The sequence below is a fragment of the Legionella bozemanae genome (genome assembly GCF_001648595.1).
Classification (GTDB): Bacteria; Pseudomonadota; Gammaproteobacteria; order Legionellales; family Legionellaceae; genus Legionella; species Legionella bozemanae.
Genome location: NZ_LBAW01000002.1, coordinates 210,880 through 227,212 on the forward strand (window position 1 = coordinate 210,880; position 16,333 = coordinate 227,212).

Below are 16,333 nucleotides of genomic sequence, written 5' to 3' on the forward strand. Positions count from 1 at the left end.
GGAATCTATCCATGATGGAGCACATTGCCAATATAAAAATGGATCCCCGTCTGCGCGGGGATAACAGAGTTACTTGCGCATTGAGTAAAATTAAACATTAAATACTCTTAACTTGACGGCCATGCCTATTACAGGAGAAGATGTTTGCTAGGGCAGCTGTGAAGCGATTCCTAAAACATGCCATTACTGTTAGCTGACTCAGCAGGAATGGGCTGAATCACATCCCAATGCTCGTAAATTTTATTGTTTTCCAGACGAAAAATATCCACAATGGCTCGCCCTTGAGTACCTGGTTCTAAAACTGAATGGACATGCACAATGACATAATCTCCCTCGGCAAAAATACGTTTAATTTCGCTATGTGATTGCGGGTACGTGCTTTTCAGATAATTAATGTAATTTTTTAAACCTTCAACCCCATCTTGAGCCATAGGATTATGTTGAATATACCAGGCACCCAGGTAATTTTGTGCTGCATCAAAGTTCTTTTCATTCAATGCTTTTTGATAAAATTGCGTGACGACGTCTTTATTGGTTTCCTGAAGTGATCCTGCAATTCCAGAAACTGAGTGAATCAATAAACCACTAGTAATTAGTGATAACAGTATTTTGTTCATTAGCGCTCCTTATTAATCAAACAAATTGATTATAAATGGCTATTTAAATTAAAAAAGCGCATAATTTTGACCAAATATATCTAATTTTTAGATGAATTTAGGTCGGAGAAATAATGACTAAAGTCACTCTGGAACAATGGCGCGTCTTGCAAACGGTAATTGATGAAGGAAGCTTTGCTAAAGCAGCGATAAAACTGCATAAAAGCCAATCGAATATCAGTTATACGATAACAAAACTACAAGATATGTTAGGTTTGCAATTACTGCAACTTGAAGGGCGTAAAGCAGTGCTGACCGAACACGGTGTGGAACTATTAAAGTTATCACGGCAAATTACCCGGGCGGCAAAAAATGTAGAAAATGCGGCACTTAATTTAAAATCAAGCCATGAAAAATCATTGCGGCTTGCTATTGATGAGCTCTTCCCATCTCCTCTATTGATGGCTGTACTGCAAGAGTTTGGCCAAAAAAATAAACACACCAAACTGATTATCAATCAAGGGCTATTATCGGGTCCAAGCGATCAATTAATTCATGGCGAGGCCGAGTTGGCTCTTATTTCAAAAATTCCCGAAGGCTATACGGGGAATAAGTTAATGGATGTTCATTTTCTTCCTTATGCTCACAAAGACAGCTCTTTACATCAAAAACAGGTTACCCTCGAAGATCTTTATGATGAGCGTTATCTCATCGCCCAGGATTCTGGACGCAATAAAAAACGCAATGAAGGTTGGTTAGGCTCTGAATTTCATTGGAAAGTAAGCACCTTAGAAATGAAGATTCAATGTGTTGTGTATGGGATTGGTTTTGGTTGGTTACCGCAGCAAATCGTTGAAGCGCGAAATTTACCCATTCTTCCATTGAACATGGAAGAAAATAATATAAGAACCTATCCGGTTTATTTAGTGCATCACCAACCTCAAGAAGTGGGGCCGTCAGCAAAACTTTTAATTGATCTCTTTAAAAAATATACTTACAACGAGTAGAACAGAGTATTTGATGAGCAAAAAATGAAGATTGATTTCGTGTAAGGACATCAACGAAAATGATAGTAAATGCTCAACCGATGACGTCAACTTCAGGGAAATATTTTGGCACCCAAAACTTAGGCTAGGCTGAAAGCCCAGCCTTGTGTCTTGAATTTCTTTAAGTTGATATCATTAAAAATAAAGAAACCCATTAACAAAGAGAAAATTATGAAAACGTCAAAAGTGTACCTCATACTCAGCGGTTTGATGATTATGTTTTCCGTTACAGCACATAGTATAACTGAAAATGTGTCGCAATCTGAATCAGATACCGCCCGAATTTCCATGTTGGAGAAGGCACTGGCTCCGCAAAAGCTGGACGAAGTTGCAACCATATTTGCAAAAGCCAATAAAGAGCGTAATGGAGCTGTCCAATTTATGTTGTTTTCAGACCAGCTTAAAAACAAATTTAAAGACAGCTGGCCTTCTTGGGTTTCTGGAGTTTCCAGTCCATGGATTACTTCTTATGAAATTAAAAAAACCGCACAAGGCAAGAATTCCTGGAAATTTAAAATAACGTATCAATGGGCAACAGCTTCTGGACCCTTTAATCCTCCTTTAGTGCAAACGATTGTAGTAACGCCTGTTCCCAAAAATATAAACTCGTCGCAAAAATTTTGGATCACTTCGTTTAATGAACAGTAGTTAGTGGGAATAGGAGAAATTCTTATCGACGCGGGCATTATTGGCTGCGATGAATCGGAAGAAGAAAAATATTAATTTAAAATGTTCATATTACTTCCTGATACTATAATTACTTCAGGTATCAGTTTAAGGAATAAACAAATGCATAACGGAGAGGATGTAATAATAAAAGATTTTCAAAATATTTTACTAAGGAATGGGTTTTCTGCTCATGAATTTAAAATAACGATAGAAAATGGCTCAAGTTATGATCCCAAGCAAATAGTAAGTGCACAAGTGTGGATAACAATTGAAAAAAATTCCATAAAAAAACGATATGGTTTATACCGGACTAATTGGCCAAGCGATTTTGAAACAGACTTAAAAAAGGGTTATTTTAACACCTAGCTCATGGAATAGCCTGGGTAAGTTTTCCCAGGCGTACCAAATCAGTTGGATCTTAAAAACCAGCATCTTCATGCAAATCTTTTCTATTTTCTTGATGCAACGATTCCTATTGTTGCAACTACTGCTAAAGCAGCCACGCCAATAGTCATTGGAGAGAAAAAGCTATAGCGATTTGCTTCTTTTTCCCCATCTTTTGAACCACGCTGTGGGGGATAAGAAATTTCAGTATCTTGTGAGCTACTTTGCATAGGAGATACAATTTTACTACTTGGTATTGGTGTTATTTTGGAAGAGGATTGTTCTCTTAAAAGCTTACGTTGTTCTATTTCTTCTTTAGAAGCATAAAAAATTGGGTCAGTAAATATAAATTTGGGTATTTCTTGCCCGCGTTCGTATGATGACCCTACTTGCATGGATGATTTCCCTAGTAGAGCTGCTGCTTCAATTTCTGTATAACCTTGATTGACTAATTTTTTGAGCTCTTTATTTATTTTTTCTTTTTTAAGAGAACCCGCAGTTCCTTCTTTAACAAAATCTTTTTCTATTTGACCCTCAGTTTTTCCATCATTCCACGAAACCTTTTTTTTCTCTTTCTTTGCTGCACCCATTGTTGTGGATTCGTATTTTTTTTTCATGAAAAAACCCCATTACTGTTAGCTAAAATTGAAACAATTTTAACAATAAATAATTAAGGGAATATGAAATCGAAATAAAAAGATCTTCTTTTGATCAATATGGAATAAAAATAAATTATTTATAGGTATTTCTATCTCTTTATATATATAATGCGCAAAGCGAAATCTAGAGCTCCTTATCCTACACTTACATCTAGGGTTTCTTAGACTAAATCAGGATATACCGCAAATACCCATCCTGATTGCTTAATTCAACTATAATTAGGAAGTAAAATTTTTTTATGCGATTTGTGACATTCCATTCAAGCTTATATGAAGATGAGTCGAAGCCAAATAGGGAGGACATGTATGCGTGTCGATAGGGAAGCCTATGCAGCAAATGTCTCGGTTCGCTCACCGCTTTGGCGAGTTTACGGTATTCCTCTAATTCTATCGCTAATCTGTATTTTAGCGGAGTATAAAACCAACCTTCTTGTTTTTCATACGCTTACTGAGTTTTTTTCGGTTGTTATTGGGTTAACTGCAATGACTGTAGCAGCTACAACCACTCATTTTACAAAAAATCAATTTGTGATTTTTATTTCCTTAGCTGCCGGTTGGTGGTCCTTCATCGATATCGCTCATATTTTAGCTTATAAAAAAAACTTATTGCCTCATGGTGGAGGTGATTTAAGTACTCAACTTTGGATTTCTGCCCGATTTTTTCAGGCTGCAGTTTTTCTTTTTTCCATTTATTTTTTCAGACATACGTTGAGAACTTGGGTTGTTAATCTTGGCTTTTTTTTAATAACCCTAATTATTTTTACCGCCATTTTTTCAGGTCATTTTCCTACGACGTATATTGAGCATTATGGAGTAACTTGGTTCAAACTTTATTGTGAATGGGGCGTTATCCTAATTTTAATCATCGCGTTAATCTTGTTTTGGTATGAGAGGGCAATGATACCGAAAGAGTTATTGTTTTATGTGAGCCTAAGTATGATTGCAATGATATTGTCCGATTTGGCATTGTCCGATTATAAACGTTTATTTGGTTTAGAACATGTAACGGGTCAAATATTTAAAATATTCTCAATTTGGTTTATCTATGTTGCTTTAGTCGAACAAACTTTGCGTCGACCTTTTGCGATGCTGACACGTGCTGCGACTACATATGATAATATCCCAGATCCCACTTTTATTGTTAATGGAGAGGGCATAATTCACCAAGCTAACAAAGCTGCAGGAGCATTCACCCATTTAAAACCTGAAGAATTAGTCGGTTTATCTTCCCATGCACTTTTTCATAATAAGGCTACAGAGCAGCAAGAATGTCCAGTGTGTTCTTATTTACCGCGCTCAAGAGATAAATTTATTAAGGAAATTAAGACTGGAAAAAGTGGGTGGGTAGAATGTAGTTTGTCCCCTATGGATTCTTCTTCATTTCCTAATTCTTGGATACAAACAATAAGAAATATTACCTCGAGGAAGAGGGTTGAAAAAGAGCGAAAACAATTGACCTATGATTTAGGCGAACGCGTTAAAGAACTTCAATGTCTTTATCAGCTTTCAAATTTAATCGCACTTAGAGATTTAGATATTGAAGAGCTACTTACAAAAACAGCTAATCTATTGCCAGCCGCATTTCAATTTCCAGAGTGTATGGTGGCAAAAATAGAAAGCATTTGGGGTGAGTTTTATTCAGACCCAAAAGCAAAAAAATTGCCTTATCAATTGGAAAAAGAATTTAAAATTGAGAATGGATCTCTAGTAAAAATAAGTGTCTATTATTGTGTTCAGCCGCCAGTACAAAAAGGTATTTTTTTAGCTGAGGAATCAGTTCTTTTAGACTCGATAGCCACTCTGTTAAAGGACGCTTTACCTCGGCTTTAATATGAGACAAATCTTCGGAATATCAGTATAGTAAAAGCTATATACTTTAATCCGCTGGTGTGTATTATGTTTCGAAAAACGGCTCCTTGTTTTTTTGCAGTAGTCATTGATGCTCTAGGTTTTGGACTTGTTTATCCAGTAATGACGGCAATATTTACAGCAGATCATAGCCCTGTATTGAATGCTGATGCCAGTGTGGCAGCGAAACATTTTTATTTGGGATTAAGTTATATGCTCTATCCCTTATGCATGTTTTTTGGTACCTCATTCATGGGTGATTTATCCGATGTTTGGGGGCGCAAAAAAGTGCTGCTGTTGTGTATGTTAGGAATAACCATTAGTTTTCTGTTGATGGGAATAGGGGTTGCCTTTTCTTCCTTAAGTTTATTACTTATCGGGCGGGCACTTTCCGGTTTAATGGCTGGTAGCCAACCTATAGCCCAAGCTTCTATTGCTGATTTAAGCACTCCTGAAACCAAAGCATTAAATATGAGCTTGATTTCCCTGAGCTTTAGTTTTGGCTCGGTTCTCGGTCCTTTACTTGGTGGAGTCATGTCGGATCAACAATTGCTACCCTGGTTCACTTTTACTACCCCATTTTTGATGGCAGCACTCCTCGCATTTATTGCTTGGATCTGGATAGAGTTTAGATATCAAGATACGGTGTTAACTTTGTCGCATAAAAAAATATCTATTCTCCGTCCAGTACAGATTTTTATTGAAGCATTTCAGCATCGATCCGTGCGTATCCTGGCTTTGGTATTTTTATTAATGCAAATGGGATTTAGCCTTTATTTTCAATTCATCATTGTGCATATGAAAATGGTTTACTATTACACCAACTGGCAATTGGGTGCCGTACAAGGCATGATCGGTTTGGGTTTTGCTATCGGTATCCTTATTGGAATGCCTTTGTGTGTCAATCGATATAAAGTACACCACATTGCTTTATTTACCCTTATTCTCACAGGCTTGGGACAATTGGCAGTTTATGTTATTTCCAATCCTGTAGCGCAATGGCCTTTAGCGGTAGCAATTGCAACTTTTGATATTATGGCATTTGCCTGCTTGCTCACTTTATTCTCCAATGCTGTCGATGCGCAATCGCAAGGATGGGTAATGGGAATATCCGGCGCAGTGATGGCATTTGCTTGGATGGTCACGGGTTTTGGTTCTAATTTATTATCTATTATGTCCAGTGCTGGCCTGATCGCCATTGGTGGAATGTTATTGATTGCTTCGGCGTTACTTTTACTAAAAAATAAAACCACGAAAGAGGGATGATGTTATTTGTTTATAAAGTTGGAGCATCATGATTATTTTCCAATAGCTATTGAGCGAGCCATCCAGTTTTATCAACACTTTGTTGCAAATAAATCATTGGCATCCCGTATCGACGTATTTTATGGGATAACGTTCGTTTCGCGGCATAAAAAAGGCCATTGCATATCCTGTATGCCGCTCTTACGTTAATTTAGGTACCGTGGATACATTATCTAAATGTTTTGTGGGTTTACGCGAAAAAAAAGCGCCTAAATAACTTGTGAGGGAGCGATGAGTACCTGCTTCAGCATCCTCTTCAACTTCTGTTATTTCGGGTTCTGGTTGAGGATACAAACTGTCTCGAACCATTCCAAAACCTGAAAAAACACTCTTTAGAACCAGAGGTAATAAGCTCAACATAATCAGCATACTGGTTAAATTGGTTGACTCGTCAAACAGCGCATAATTGGCCAAGGATTGCAAGACTGCGATGATTAAAGAAATTCCTATGGTATTTGAAATCAGTCTTGAAGCATTGATATTTCGATTATCCATGGGTAAATCAGCACTTTGATTGATTTCATAAAACGCAATCCATAGCCACAACAAGTCAAAGGCAACGCTATACCAATGTTGCTGATTCATTTCGCTCACATCTGCCCCTACTGCTTTAGCCAATTCAAAAGTCATTTTCCCGCTTTTAAGTGCTAAGGCCATGCTGGGTTTTTCTTGTGAATTTGCCAGAGGAGCAAACTGTTGTATAAACAAACTCTTAGGGAGATTAATATCAAAAAGTTCATAAAAAGTTTTCTCGGACCCAAATAATCGTCGCAGTTGCGCTTCACTGATATTTGATAAAGCATCTACTCCGGGAGCAAAAGTACCATCATCTGAATGGTGAGCAATGACCACATTTGAATTTTTCATCATCATGACATCATTCGTACCATCCCCATTGGCAACGATAAAATACTGATGGTCTTTAAGATAATTAGCAAGGATACCTTTTCCTTCAGTACTCATTTCTGCAAAAATAATGACAGGGCGTTTTGTTTTATTTCTCTCCATTAATTTTTGAAAATAGGTCAGTATTGTTTCATTGACACCAGCAAATATCACTGTGGAATCAGGAGGACAATTTGCTTCATTTAAAAGCTCAAAATCATTGTCTTCAGTTTCATCTGCACGAATGGTCATGATGTTTTTTGCATTTTCCGGACATAACACTTTGGCAATATTTACCGCTGCTTTCGTGGTATCGCCGGTCGCTACAAATACCGGCACTGATATTTCTCGACATCGAGCGATAAATTGTTCCGCGCCTTTTTTTACCGGATTATCAATAATAAAAGTCCCGTAATATTCTAATCTTTTAAGTAATTTTGTATTTTTTATAAGAAAATTCTCAATTTCCTTTTTATCATCCTTATCAAATAACTCTCTTAAAGTTGCAAACTCAAACTCATTAACCTTAGTGTGTGCAAGACACCAATCGCGTGATAAGACTTTTGTACGACTTTGCATCCTGCTGTAGGCTTGCAATAAAGGTGTTTCTTGCAATGCATCCGCTTTAGGCACTCCGCAAAAGACAAGAGAAGATTCTTCACCATTCTGAACCAGGGTAAAGCGGCCACCAAACGTACGGTATAAACCCAGATGAAACGTCTCGATCTCCTGTTTCGCTTCTTTGATGGCAATTATCTTTTTAAAATGATTGTTCCCCAGGGTGGTAATTTCCAAACACTGCGGATTAGTCAATAAAGACTTGAATAATTCCAAAATAGCATGCTCTTCTGGTTCTAATTCTTTTTTATTATTGGTAAAGGCATAACAAAATACCTCAAAAGCTTTAAGCCATTGTGCCTCTTCGGGTAGCAGCAAACTTCCTTTTTTTTCTTTGAGTACGTGCTGTACCTTGGAAGGCATAGCAGTAGTCCACAGGCCAAGTACATCCATCCGCGTTGTAGTAAGGGTTCCGGTTTTATCGGAAATAATTGCAACCCCATTGGGAAATTTGTCCCGATAATATCCTCCCAATGCATTACACAAATCCACGAGACGAAGCGCGTCGATTGTTTCAAAAGGCTGATCTCCCAAATTGCTATTCAGTGTCTTCATCAAACGACTGTTCACTGTTTCGCGTAAAAAAGCTTCGGAAAAGGGGATCATTGTTTGAAAAAGCGTAAACATGAGCCTGAGTGTTTCCGCAGGCATTAGGGTAATGTCTCTTTGTAAAAAAGCTGCCATAATAATGGAGCCTAAAATAGAATATAAAACATTTTTTTGTTTGCGTTTGGCGATAATTTCATTGATGTATGCTGTCTTCTCGTAATTACTATTTAATAAAAGCTCTTTCTCAGGTTTAATCTGGATAAAAATGTTGTCATGACCGTATATATTTAACTTGTCACCCACTAATACTCCTGCCTGTTTACCATCCCTTATGGCATATAAGTCCACTTTTTTGTAATTGGAAGTAAAATTCGGTTTGGTATGGTGCTCTATCCATACGTCTTCACCATTTTGTGCTTTAAGATTGACGCTAAATTTTTTTCGTTCCAGCGTTTGGGTGAAATCCCCATCTATATTGCGTTGTAGCGCAATTAACTCTCCAGAGATTGGCACACAATCCAAATTGATGCGTTCATCACAAAGAACCAAATCCCCAGTACGGAGCTGATATCGGGGAACAAGAACAAACAGTGGACCCGTCGTGGTAAATCTTAAAACCTGATGTAACTTATGATTGTATTCATAATCATGGTCCAGTTTTTCTTGTTGTATGCGCATTTTTTTTATGGTTGATGGAGCTAAATCAGCCAATAATGCAGGGAGGTTCCGAAACTTCTGTACTATTCTGTCGGCATAACGAATATTGTGTGCAATCAATCCTAATTGAAAGGCGCGCGAACTGACCATCAGCTCACTGGCGATAAAATGATTGATTTGAAAATACAGATTGGATAATGGAGTTAGTCCACTGGAGATCACTGCCGTGTCTGAGCGCTGTGCTCCTCGGCTGTATTGGAAGCGAACCAGCAACTCTTGCATTTTTTGCGTGAGGTAAGAAATTCCACTCGGAACAACCAATGCACTGGCCCCTAATCCAGCAATTAATGAATATTCATCAGGAATTTGCTCATTGAGTAAAAAATTAGTCCCTTTAAAAACAGAACGGTACATATAAATTATGGCGGTAACTTCACTGGCTACTGCAACAGACAACGCTGCTCCAGAATCAAATTTTTTATCCGTAATTCGGTTTAACGCACAATATCCTAATATTGCTGCGCCAAAAAGAAATTGGACAAAAAAATCATATTCAGTGCTTCCTGTTAGGAGTGCGCTGAGATATGGAGTGAGATAATTCCCAGCAAGCAATGCAGCTCCAGAAGAGATGGTAGGCCAAATGTATTTTTTAAATGTACTCCAATCCATAGGGTCCAAAGAAAAGGTCCAGGCCAGAGTGTTATACAGTTCTTTGATGCGCAGCGAAAAAAAACTACTTATTTCTGTGGCAGTGCTTCTTAAATAGTACATTCGATCTGCTTCGGCATGTTGCACCAATTGAAGCGGTAAGGCTCTGCTGTCTTTAGGATTTGGATTTTTTTCTTTTTTTTGTGTGGGTAGTTTTGTCTTCATGTCGTAAATCCTTTTGCGCACCAATAAACTCCATTGGATATTTAGGGTTCATCTTGATAATTAACTTATCTCTACGAAAGGTGCAAGAGGATTAGAGAAAAATATTACAAACAGCATTATTGTGAGTGGATTTAAAAAGATATATTTTATTCATTTTGTTCTATAATCAAACCATGGGCATTTATTTTATGGATGTATTATGAAACGTGGTTCAGAAGTCCAAATGGATATTATTGAGCGAGTAAAAGAAGTAAAAGATGAAATAAGGCGTCATGTGAGTGAAATAAGTAGTGCTCTTGAAGAGCGAGATAATGAAAAAGCCACCAAAGCGCTTATTAATTTTGGTGCATTTCTTCAAGACCGATATCCTGGTCTACTCTTGGATGATCTGCAAAAGCAAATGATAGAGTTAATGGGGGAAGAGCTATTTAATCAAAAAATGCCTCCGCTCGATTTTATTGAATATTTTGTAGCTGCGCGACAAGAGGTATACGAGGCTGTACTCGAAGATGATGCCCCACGTGGAGTGCAGGCAAATCGTATAGCTAAAATGGATGCTGCAACCAAGGGGGTAAATATTTTATCGGTTTTATTAGGAGGGGAGCGATGGGAAAAGGGATTACATGCAGTAAAAGACAAGTTTGACGAGTCTAAGCTCCCTTCAGTCAAAAAATGGATCTTAGAAGCTCCTTATCAAGTTAGTGAAAACCTTTCTGAAGCAGCGCGGCAAAAACGTCTTGCTTTAAGTTTTGTTTCAGAAATCCGTGACAATCTCGAGAAGACAATTAAGAGTTTAACGCAATAGATAAACGAAGAAGTTCAAAAAAATCGTGATTTATATAAATCATATTTTAAAGGTGACAGTCAAGAAATTGATATTGATGCATTAGTCAAAAATCTTAAGGAGAATCCGTCTGATGCACATTCTACTGAAATTAAAATGGCCGCTGCAAGTTACGATGCACTGCGAGCGCTTACTGCTACCCTAGATGACGCGGGTAAGGGAAATCCTACGCCTCAAGATAAACTTAGACGCTTTCAAGATCACTTAAATCAAGAGGAGATAAGAAACGCATTGGATACAAATCCGGATGATGGTGTGACTCAATTTTTAAAAACAGTACTCTATATACTAAAGTGTGCTGTGACCTTTACCGCATACCATTGGGTTACAGAGGGTGAATCCTTAAGATCAACACAGCAACAATCTCTTAAAGAAGCGCTAACAACGTTAAAAAAGGCTGACGAGGAGGGCGTTATAGATCAGCCGAAGAATACTATGTAATTTAATTACTAACTTATTGTTTTCGTTCGATGATAATCTCATGGATTGATTTAATGCAGTATGAATTTGGAATTGCTTTGAGAAGTAAAAGCACTGGCATAAGTTTGAGCTTTGGGCTTGCTTGACCCACTCCTTATTAATATGGAGGGAAATCGTATGCCTCACCATCCGCATGAATAGTTTTTATGATGGCTGTATTTTACAGCTGGACTCTTGGGAATATTAAATTTATTAATCTTATAGGTTTGTTTTTATACTATTTGCAGAACCAAATACACGCTCTGATCCTTTAATTAGGTGTGAAGTATCTATGTACCGTGTTGATATATTGAAATTGATTATCAAGAAAAACGAGCCATAATAATTAAAGGAATAATAGGGATGTAAGTTAAAATGAATACTTTTGATACCATCGCAATTGAATTTGATTTAACCCATCGCAGCATCAAGCACGTTGCTCTTGAAGACTTGCGGGTCCATGTTCAAGAGAAAAACAAAATTTATTGGATCCATAGTAACTTAAAGCAAGCGGATGCTTTTAAGCAATTAGTAAGAAAACTGAGATTACCTGCAGACGTAATTCAATTATGTTCTGAAGAAAATAATTTATCCAATCTTATTGATAATGACAATGCATTAACATTGCAAATTAAGTGTTTGGCTTCACTTGAGTTGAATGAGAAGAATGAACTAAATTTGGATAATCTTTTAATTCACCTTACACCGCATTACTGTTTTACTGCTGCCGATAAGCCTTTACCTGTTTTATTTGAGTTTTTTAATAATTGCTCAAAATCAGTGCATTATGCTAAAACGCCTTGCTTCATCTTATTTTTATTCCTTGAGGGGATTATTAATGATTATGCTAATGTTCTTTTTCATTATGAAGAAATCGCCGAGCAGTTTGAATCTGTAATACAAAAAAAGCATGAGAATATTTATAAAGATGTAGCGGAGGTAAAGCACCAAACGTTGCAAATTAAACGTGATATGATTGCAATAAGAGAAATTTTAATGCGGATCACCAGTCGAAATATCTTGGTTATCTCTGAAAAATGCCGCTCTTCTTTATATAATTTATCAAATCATAGCCATCTCATCATCAATGAAGTGGATTCGATTCGCGAGTTATTAAATAGCTTATTAGGACAGATCGATAATGAACTGATGCAAAAAATGAGTGAAACCATGGCCGTGCTTGCCGCATTTGCGGCTATTTTTTTGCCATTAAATTTAATTACTGGAATTTACGGAATGAATTTTGAGTGGATTCCTGAGTTGCATTGGAAATATGGATATTTTGGTGCCCTTGGTTTAATTGTCCTTTGCGCCATATTTCTATATCTTCTTTTTAAAAAGAAGAAATGGTTGTAATCTTAGTTTCATTAAATGCAGGATAAAGATGAATTCGCCGCGATTTTTAAAAAGGAATAGTAGTTATTTAATGCTGATTAAAAGATGAGTGCTCTTGCTCGTCCAGAGTTTCTTCTTGGTTTTCTCTAATCTTCTTAAATTGCAGCATGATAGTTTTTGCCGCTTTTTGGAATATATTTACTTTGGCGCCAGTATATTTATCCCAATCTCGCTCAAATTCTTCTATTCTGAAATTATTTGAAACACTATACGTGCTATAAACTGGATGAGGTTTGGATGAGTCGTTTTGGAAAAAAGATCGAACATCATCTTTTACCATTTGTAATAATTGAGGTTCATGTTCTAATTCTTTAGTGATGCCTCTTAGAACAGCAGAATAACCGATGCTGAAACCCGTCTTGGAATATTCTTTGTCCCAACATTCGAGATAAATATCGACTAGGGCTTGTTTATATTCTTCCAATGACTTATAGGTCGTGTGTTCCTTTTGGAACGTATGAACTGATTTTGCACTTGTTTTTGTAATTCCATAATTGTACTAAGCCGTGTTTTAAAACTACTGCTTATCTCAATGGGGAATTGGTGCCAAGATTTTAAAGAAGCATGCGCATTCTTTTTTTTATCTAAAGATAATTCATCTTCTGGATCAACATTTTGTTTCCCCCAATTGCGTAAAGTAGTTTCGAAATGAGGATTTGGTTTTACATCGGGTGAAGAAGTTATTTCTTTTCTTTCGATTAATTGCATTGAGGCCGGATGAAGTTTTTCATTTTGATCATAATACCGAAATGTTTTGATTTTAACATTCCCGGGAATCAATTCTTTATTATTCTCAAAAAAACACTCAACGGCTTCGAGAATATCTTCCCGATCATCAAAAAAAGAGAATTCAATTTGATCCTCTGGATGTTCTAGAGCTAATTTTTGAATTTGCGCATAGATAAGAGAAATTTTATTCTCATCATTTATCCATTTTGATATGCTTAGCCCCGTATTAGGTATTAAGCTCGTTTCGTATTGATGCCGTTGTTTAAGTAGTTTTTCAGCTCCTTGTAGTGTATGTCCATGAGCTTTTTCTGAATAAATATCCCCCATTAAAAAACCATCAAACTTGGCCCCAACCTCTTGGCTAAGTGCTTTGAATAGAGGAAAACAAGATCCTGGGCCATCTGCTTTATGATTTTTAGCATTAGAAATATCCATATACACATCTTGGCGATTAGAACCTACTATAACTTTATCAATCTGCATTTCCTGTAATTTCTGAATGAGAACTGGATTGCTGTTAATACATGCTTGGACTCTATCACCGCTATGCATCATTTGGTTTATGTAATCCTGATGACTCAAACATCCATCAAAATCAATGGAGGCGACACGAATAACTTTACCCATACATCCTGCTTTTTACACATCTACTCCCTTTAAATATAGATTAAAAATTGATTTTCCACTGCTTTTATCCCTAATTTTTCAATATATGAAATCAAGTAAATGTATGGTTGTGCCCAAGCTTTGGTATCTTATTTTTTCTTTCCATCATTGTTTCGTGAATATATGGACAAAGCGAGGATTGCTGATTATTGCTAAGATAGCCTTGGACGGGGCTGGGAACGGATAATTTTGTGGGATTTGGGTTTATTTTAAATACTCATCTTCACGATGAAGTGCAAAGATGAGATTGATTTATATCGGCGAGGGAGTTGGCTCCTATCAACGTCATGACAATCCCCATCTCGTTTCGAATAAGTTCGAGCATATGTTCAACGCCTGCTTGTCCTCGTGCGGCTAACGCATAAACGGTGGGTCTCCCTAAGAGCACCGCTCGCGCTCCTAGAGCGAGCATGCGTATGACATCAAGTCCTGAACGAATTCCTGAATCGACAAGAATCGTGAGCTCAGAACTTACTTTATCCACAATTTTGGGTAACGCTTTGGCCGTGGATAAAACACCATCAAGTTGTCTTCCTCCATGGTTGGAGACAATAACTCCATCCGCACCAAACAGCACTGCATCTTTTGCATCTTCTGGATCAAGTATTCCTTTAATGAGCAAGGGGCCTTTCCAAAAATTACGTATCCATTCCAGGTCTGACCAACTGATTGAGGGATCAAAGTTCTTGGTTAACCAGCCAATATAATCTTCTAAGCCTATGACTTGGTGAAGATAGGTGGAGATATTTCCCAAATCATGTGGGCGACCCATAATACCAGTATTATAAGTCCATGAGGGTTTCATCATGGCCTGTAAGAAACGACGCGTGCGGGTAAACGGACCACACATGCCAGAGTGTGCGTCTCGATAGCGTGCGCTTGGCGTAGACATGTCTGCAGTGAACACAAGATGAGTAATGCCACAGGCTTGGGCTCGTTCCAGCACGTTTTGCATAAAACCACGATCTTTGAGCACATAAAGCTGAAACCAGAGGGGCTGAGCACTTTGAGTGGATACTTCTTCCAAAGAACATATGGAAACCGTCGATAAGGTAAAAGGTATACCTTTTTTGGCGGCTGCTTTGGCAACTTGTACCTCACCGCGTCGAGCATACATTCCTGTAAGTCCTATAGGGCTTAAGATGACCGGCATCGCCAGTTTCTGTCCTAAAAGTTCTGTTTCAAAATTAAGATGCCCTACATTTTTTAAAATACGTTGTCGCAGTGTTACTTTGGCGAGATCGGAAGTATTTTCTCTTAGTGTTTGTTCTGTAAAAGCACCACCATCAATGTAATCAAACAGAAATCGCGGCAGTTTACGTCGAGCGGCTTCGCGATAGTCAGCAATAGAAGAAATGATCATATTCAAGTCCAATGTGTCACTAAATCTCTGTTTTGGGATGGGAGTTCGCTTTTTTGTTATGTCAGCATAACAAAAAGGAAAGCATCTCCCAAGTAACGAATTCAAAATATCGCTATAGGGGAAGTGGTTTATTAACCGCACACACCATTAAAGTAATCCTATTCTCGATATGAGAGTCTAGTGGAATACGGGAAAACCCGGGTTCAGCCTTGGAGGCTTATACTCAGACTACATTTTTAGATTTTTGATAAGAAACCTTGATGTATTTGAGTCATTTTCAATAAATATTCCGGTTGCTTATTATGTCCCCCCAACTTGTTCACAGGGGGTTGAGGCCTCAAATTTTTTCACCTACGTACCGCACATAAAGCGTAGTACGTAGAGAGATTAAATGAAAAACTGGCGATCTCTCAGGAGTAATTACTTAATTGCATTTTTACAAGACTGGTAATTGCATCCATCATTTTGTGGCATGATTCAGGACTTTCTGGAAATTGTTTGTAGATGATATTGGCCAAAAATGCAGATAAAGCTTGAGATATAACATTACTGCTACGTAAATTAGGCGGCAGCTTTTCTACGGATTGAACTAATGATGACAATAAATTTTGTCCTATAAAATTCATCGCCTTGGAATAATCTTCATTGGTTAAGGTGTCTGCTGTTTTGGTATTTTCATCTATGTTCATGTTTTGTTCCTGTAATTTTTGCTTAAGCGAAATTATAGAGTTTGCCCCCAATCACTTCAATGCCTGAAGAGAAATACGAGATTTTCCTATCATTATTTT

General features: G+C 37.5%; 15 protein-coding genes. 8 read left to right on the forward strand and 7 right to left on the reverse strand.

Features of this window, described 5'->3' with window-relative positions:
• Window positions 1-170 precede the first annotated feature (170 nt).
• Entirely contained in the window at window positions 171-617 is a 447-nt protein-coding gene (locus tag A8O27_RS03035) for a nuclear transport factor 2 family protein (RefSeq protein ID WP_058457842.1), read from the reverse strand.
• 113 nt (window positions 618-730) lie between these two features.
• Between A8O27_RS03035 and A8O27_RS03040 the strand changes: the two genes are divergently transcribed.
• The 3 genes from A8O27_RS03040 to A8O27_RS03050 all read left to right on the forward strand — a co-directional run bounded on the left by A8O27_RS03040 (window position 731) and on the right by A8O27_RS03050 (window position 2,677).
• Window positions 731-1,603, forward strand: coding sequence for a LysR family transcriptional regulator (locus tag A8O27_RS03040; protein WP_058457843.1), 873 nt, complete (start codon window positions 731-733; stop codon window positions 1,601-1,603).
• 210 nt (window positions 1,604-1,813) lie between these two features.
• Entirely contained in the window at window positions 1,814-2,290 is a 477-nt protein-coding gene (locus A8O27_RS03045) for a hypothetical protein (RefSeq protein ID WP_058457844.1), read from the forward strand.
• 141 nt (window positions 2,291-2,431) lie between these two features.
• The gene (locus A8O27_RS03050) at window positions 2,432-2,677 is read left to right on the forward strand and encodes a hypothetical protein (protein ID WP_058457845.1); all 246 of its coding nucleotides are present in this window, start codon (window positions 2,432-2,434) and stop codon (window positions 2,675-2,677) included.
• A gap of 83 nt (window positions 2,678-2,760) precedes the next feature.
• Here the strand turns inward: A8O27_RS03050 and A8O27_RS03055 are convergent, their stop codons facing one another.
• Window positions 2,761-3,312: a hypothetical protein gene (locus tag A8O27_RS03055; protein WP_058457846.1), complete on the reverse strand. Its 552-nt coding sequence runs from the start codon at window positions 3,310-3,312 to the stop codon at window positions 2,761-2,763.
• A 348-nt stretch (window positions 3,313-3,660) separates the two neighbouring features.
• Between A8O27_RS03055 and A8O27_RS03060 the strand changes: the two genes are divergently transcribed.
• Window positions 3,661-5,184 (forward strand): MASE3 domain-containing protein, encoded by a 1,524-nt coding sequence (locus tag A8O27_RS03060; protein WP_058457847.1) that lies wholly within the window; start codon window positions 3,661-3,663, stop codon window positions 5,182-5,184.
• 66 nt (window positions 5,185-5,250) lie between these two features.
• A complete protein-coding gene (locus A8O27_RS03065) occupies window positions 5,251-6,468 on the forward strand; it encodes an MFS transporter (RefSeq protein WP_058457848.1) in 1,218 nt (405 codons plus the stop codon).
• A 180-nt stretch (window positions 6,469-6,648) separates the two neighbouring features.
• Here the strand turns inward: A8O27_RS03065 and A8O27_RS03070 are convergent, their stop codons facing one another.
• On the reverse strand, window positions 6,649-10,089 hold the full coding sequence (locus tag A8O27_RS03070; RefSeq protein ID WP_058457849.1) for an HAD family hydrolase: 3,441 nt from the start codon (window positions 10,087-10,089) through the stop codon (window positions 6,649-6,651).
• 199 nt (window positions 10,090-10,288) lie between these two features.
• Here A8O27_RS03070 and A8O27_RS03075 point away from each other — a divergent pair, with 199 nt between their 5' ends.
• From A8O27_RS03075 to A8O27_RS03085, 3 genes are all read left to right on the forward strand, one after another.
• Window positions 10,289-10,894, forward strand: coding sequence for a hypothetical protein (locus A8O27_RS03075; protein ID WP_058457850.1), 606 nt, complete (start codon window positions 10,289-10,291; stop codon window positions 10,892-10,894).
• A 135-nt stretch (window positions 10,895-11,029) separates the two neighbouring features.
• A complete protein-coding gene (locus tag A8O27_RS03080; protein ID WP_058457851.1) occupies window positions 11,030-11,374 on the forward strand; it encodes a hypothetical protein in 345 nt (114 codons plus the stop codon).
• 393 nt (window positions 11,375-11,767) lie between these two features.
• Entirely contained in the window at window positions 11,768-12,748 is a 981-nt protein-coding gene (locus A8O27_RS03085) for a magnesium transporter CorA family protein (RefSeq protein WP_058457852.1), read from the forward strand.
• A gap of 67 nt (window positions 12,749-12,815) precedes the next feature.
• Here the strand turns inward: A8O27_RS03085 and A8O27_RS03090 are convergent, their stop codons facing one another.
• The 4 genes from A8O27_RS03090 to A8O27_RS03105 all read right to left on the reverse strand — a co-directional run bounded on the left by A8O27_RS03090 (window position 12,816) and on the right by A8O27_RS03105 (window position 16,234).
• On the reverse strand, window positions 12,816-13,211 hold the full coding sequence (locus A8O27_RS03090) for a hypothetical protein (RefSeq protein WP_058457853.1): 396 nt from the start codon (window positions 13,209-13,211) through the stop codon (window positions 12,816-12,818).
• Window positions 13,187-14,143, reverse strand: a complete 957-nt coding sequence (locus tag A8O27_RS03095; RefSeq protein ID WP_058457854.1) for a hypothetical protein — start codon at window positions 14,141-14,143, stop codon at window positions 13,187-13,189. Before A8O27_RS03095 ends, A8O27_RS03090 begins: the two co-directional genes overlap by 25 nt.
• A 262-nt stretch (window positions 14,144-14,405) precedes the next feature.
• A complete protein-coding gene (gene lldD, locus A8O27_RS03100) occupies window positions 14,406-15,545 on the reverse strand; it encodes an FMN-dependent L-lactate dehydrogenase LldD (protein WP_058457855.1) in 1,140 nt (379 codons plus the stop codon).
• 410 nt (window positions 15,546-15,955) lie between these two features.
• Window positions 15,956-16,234: a hypothetical protein gene (locus A8O27_RS03105; protein WP_058457856.1), complete on the reverse strand. Its 279-nt coding sequence runs from the start codon at window positions 16,232-16,234 to the stop codon at window positions 15,956-15,958.
• Window positions 16,235-16,333: the final 99 nt, after the last annotated feature.

Coding starts and splice junctions, on each gene's coding strand:
- A8O27_RS03065 (WP_058457848.1), top strand. CDS start 5,251: ATGTTTCGAAAAACGGCTCCTTGTTTTTTTGCAGTAGTCATTGATGCT.
- A8O27_RS03070 (WP_058457849.1), bottom strand. CDS start 10,089: ATGAAGACAAAACTACCCACACAAAAAAAAGAAAAAAATCCAAATCCT.
- A8O27_RS03055 (WP_058457846.1), bottom strand. CDS start 3,312: ATGAAAAAAAAATACGAATCCACAACAATGGGTGCAGCAAAGAAAGAG.
- A8O27_RS03095 (WP_058457854.1), bottom strand. CDS start 14,143: ATGGGTAAAGTTATTCGTGTCGCCTCCATTGATTTTGATGGATGTTTG.
- A8O27_RS03035 (WP_058457842.1), bottom strand. CDS start 617: ATGAACAAAATACTGTTATCACTAATTACTAGTGGTTTATTGATTCAC.
- A8O27_RS03045 (WP_058457844.1), top strand. CDS start 1,814: ATGAAAACGTCAAAAGTGTACCTCATACTCAGCGGTTTGATGATTATG.
- A8O27_RS03040 (WP_058457843.1), top strand. CDS start 731: ATGACTAAAGTCACTCTGGAACAATGGCGCGTCTTGCAAACGGTAATT.
- lldD (WP_058457855.1), bottom strand. CDS start 15,545: ATGATCATTTCTTCTATTGCTGACTATCGCGAAGCCGCTCGACGTAAA.
- A8O27_RS03085 (WP_058457852.1), top strand. CDS start 11,768: ATGAATACTTTTGATACCATCGCAATTGAATTTGATTTAACCCATCGC.
- A8O27_RS03050 (WP_058457845.1), top strand. CDS start 2,432: ATGCATAACGGAGAGGATGTAATAATAAAAGATTTTCAAAATATTTTA.
- A8O27_RS03105 (WP_058457856.1), bottom strand. CDS start 16,234: ATGAACATAGATGAAAATACCAAAACAGCAGACACCTTAACCAATGAA.
- A8O27_RS03075 (WP_058457850.1), top strand. CDS start 10,289: ATGAAACGTGGTTCAGAAGTCCAAATGGATATTATTGAGCGAGTAAAA.
- A8O27_RS03060 (WP_058457847.1), top strand. CDS start 3,661: ATGCGTGTCGATAGGGAAGCCTATGCAGCAAATGTCTCGGTTCGCTCA.
- A8O27_RS03080 (WP_058457851.1), top strand. CDS start 11,030: ATGGCCGCTGCAAGTTACGATGCACTGCGAGCGCTTACTGCTACCCTA.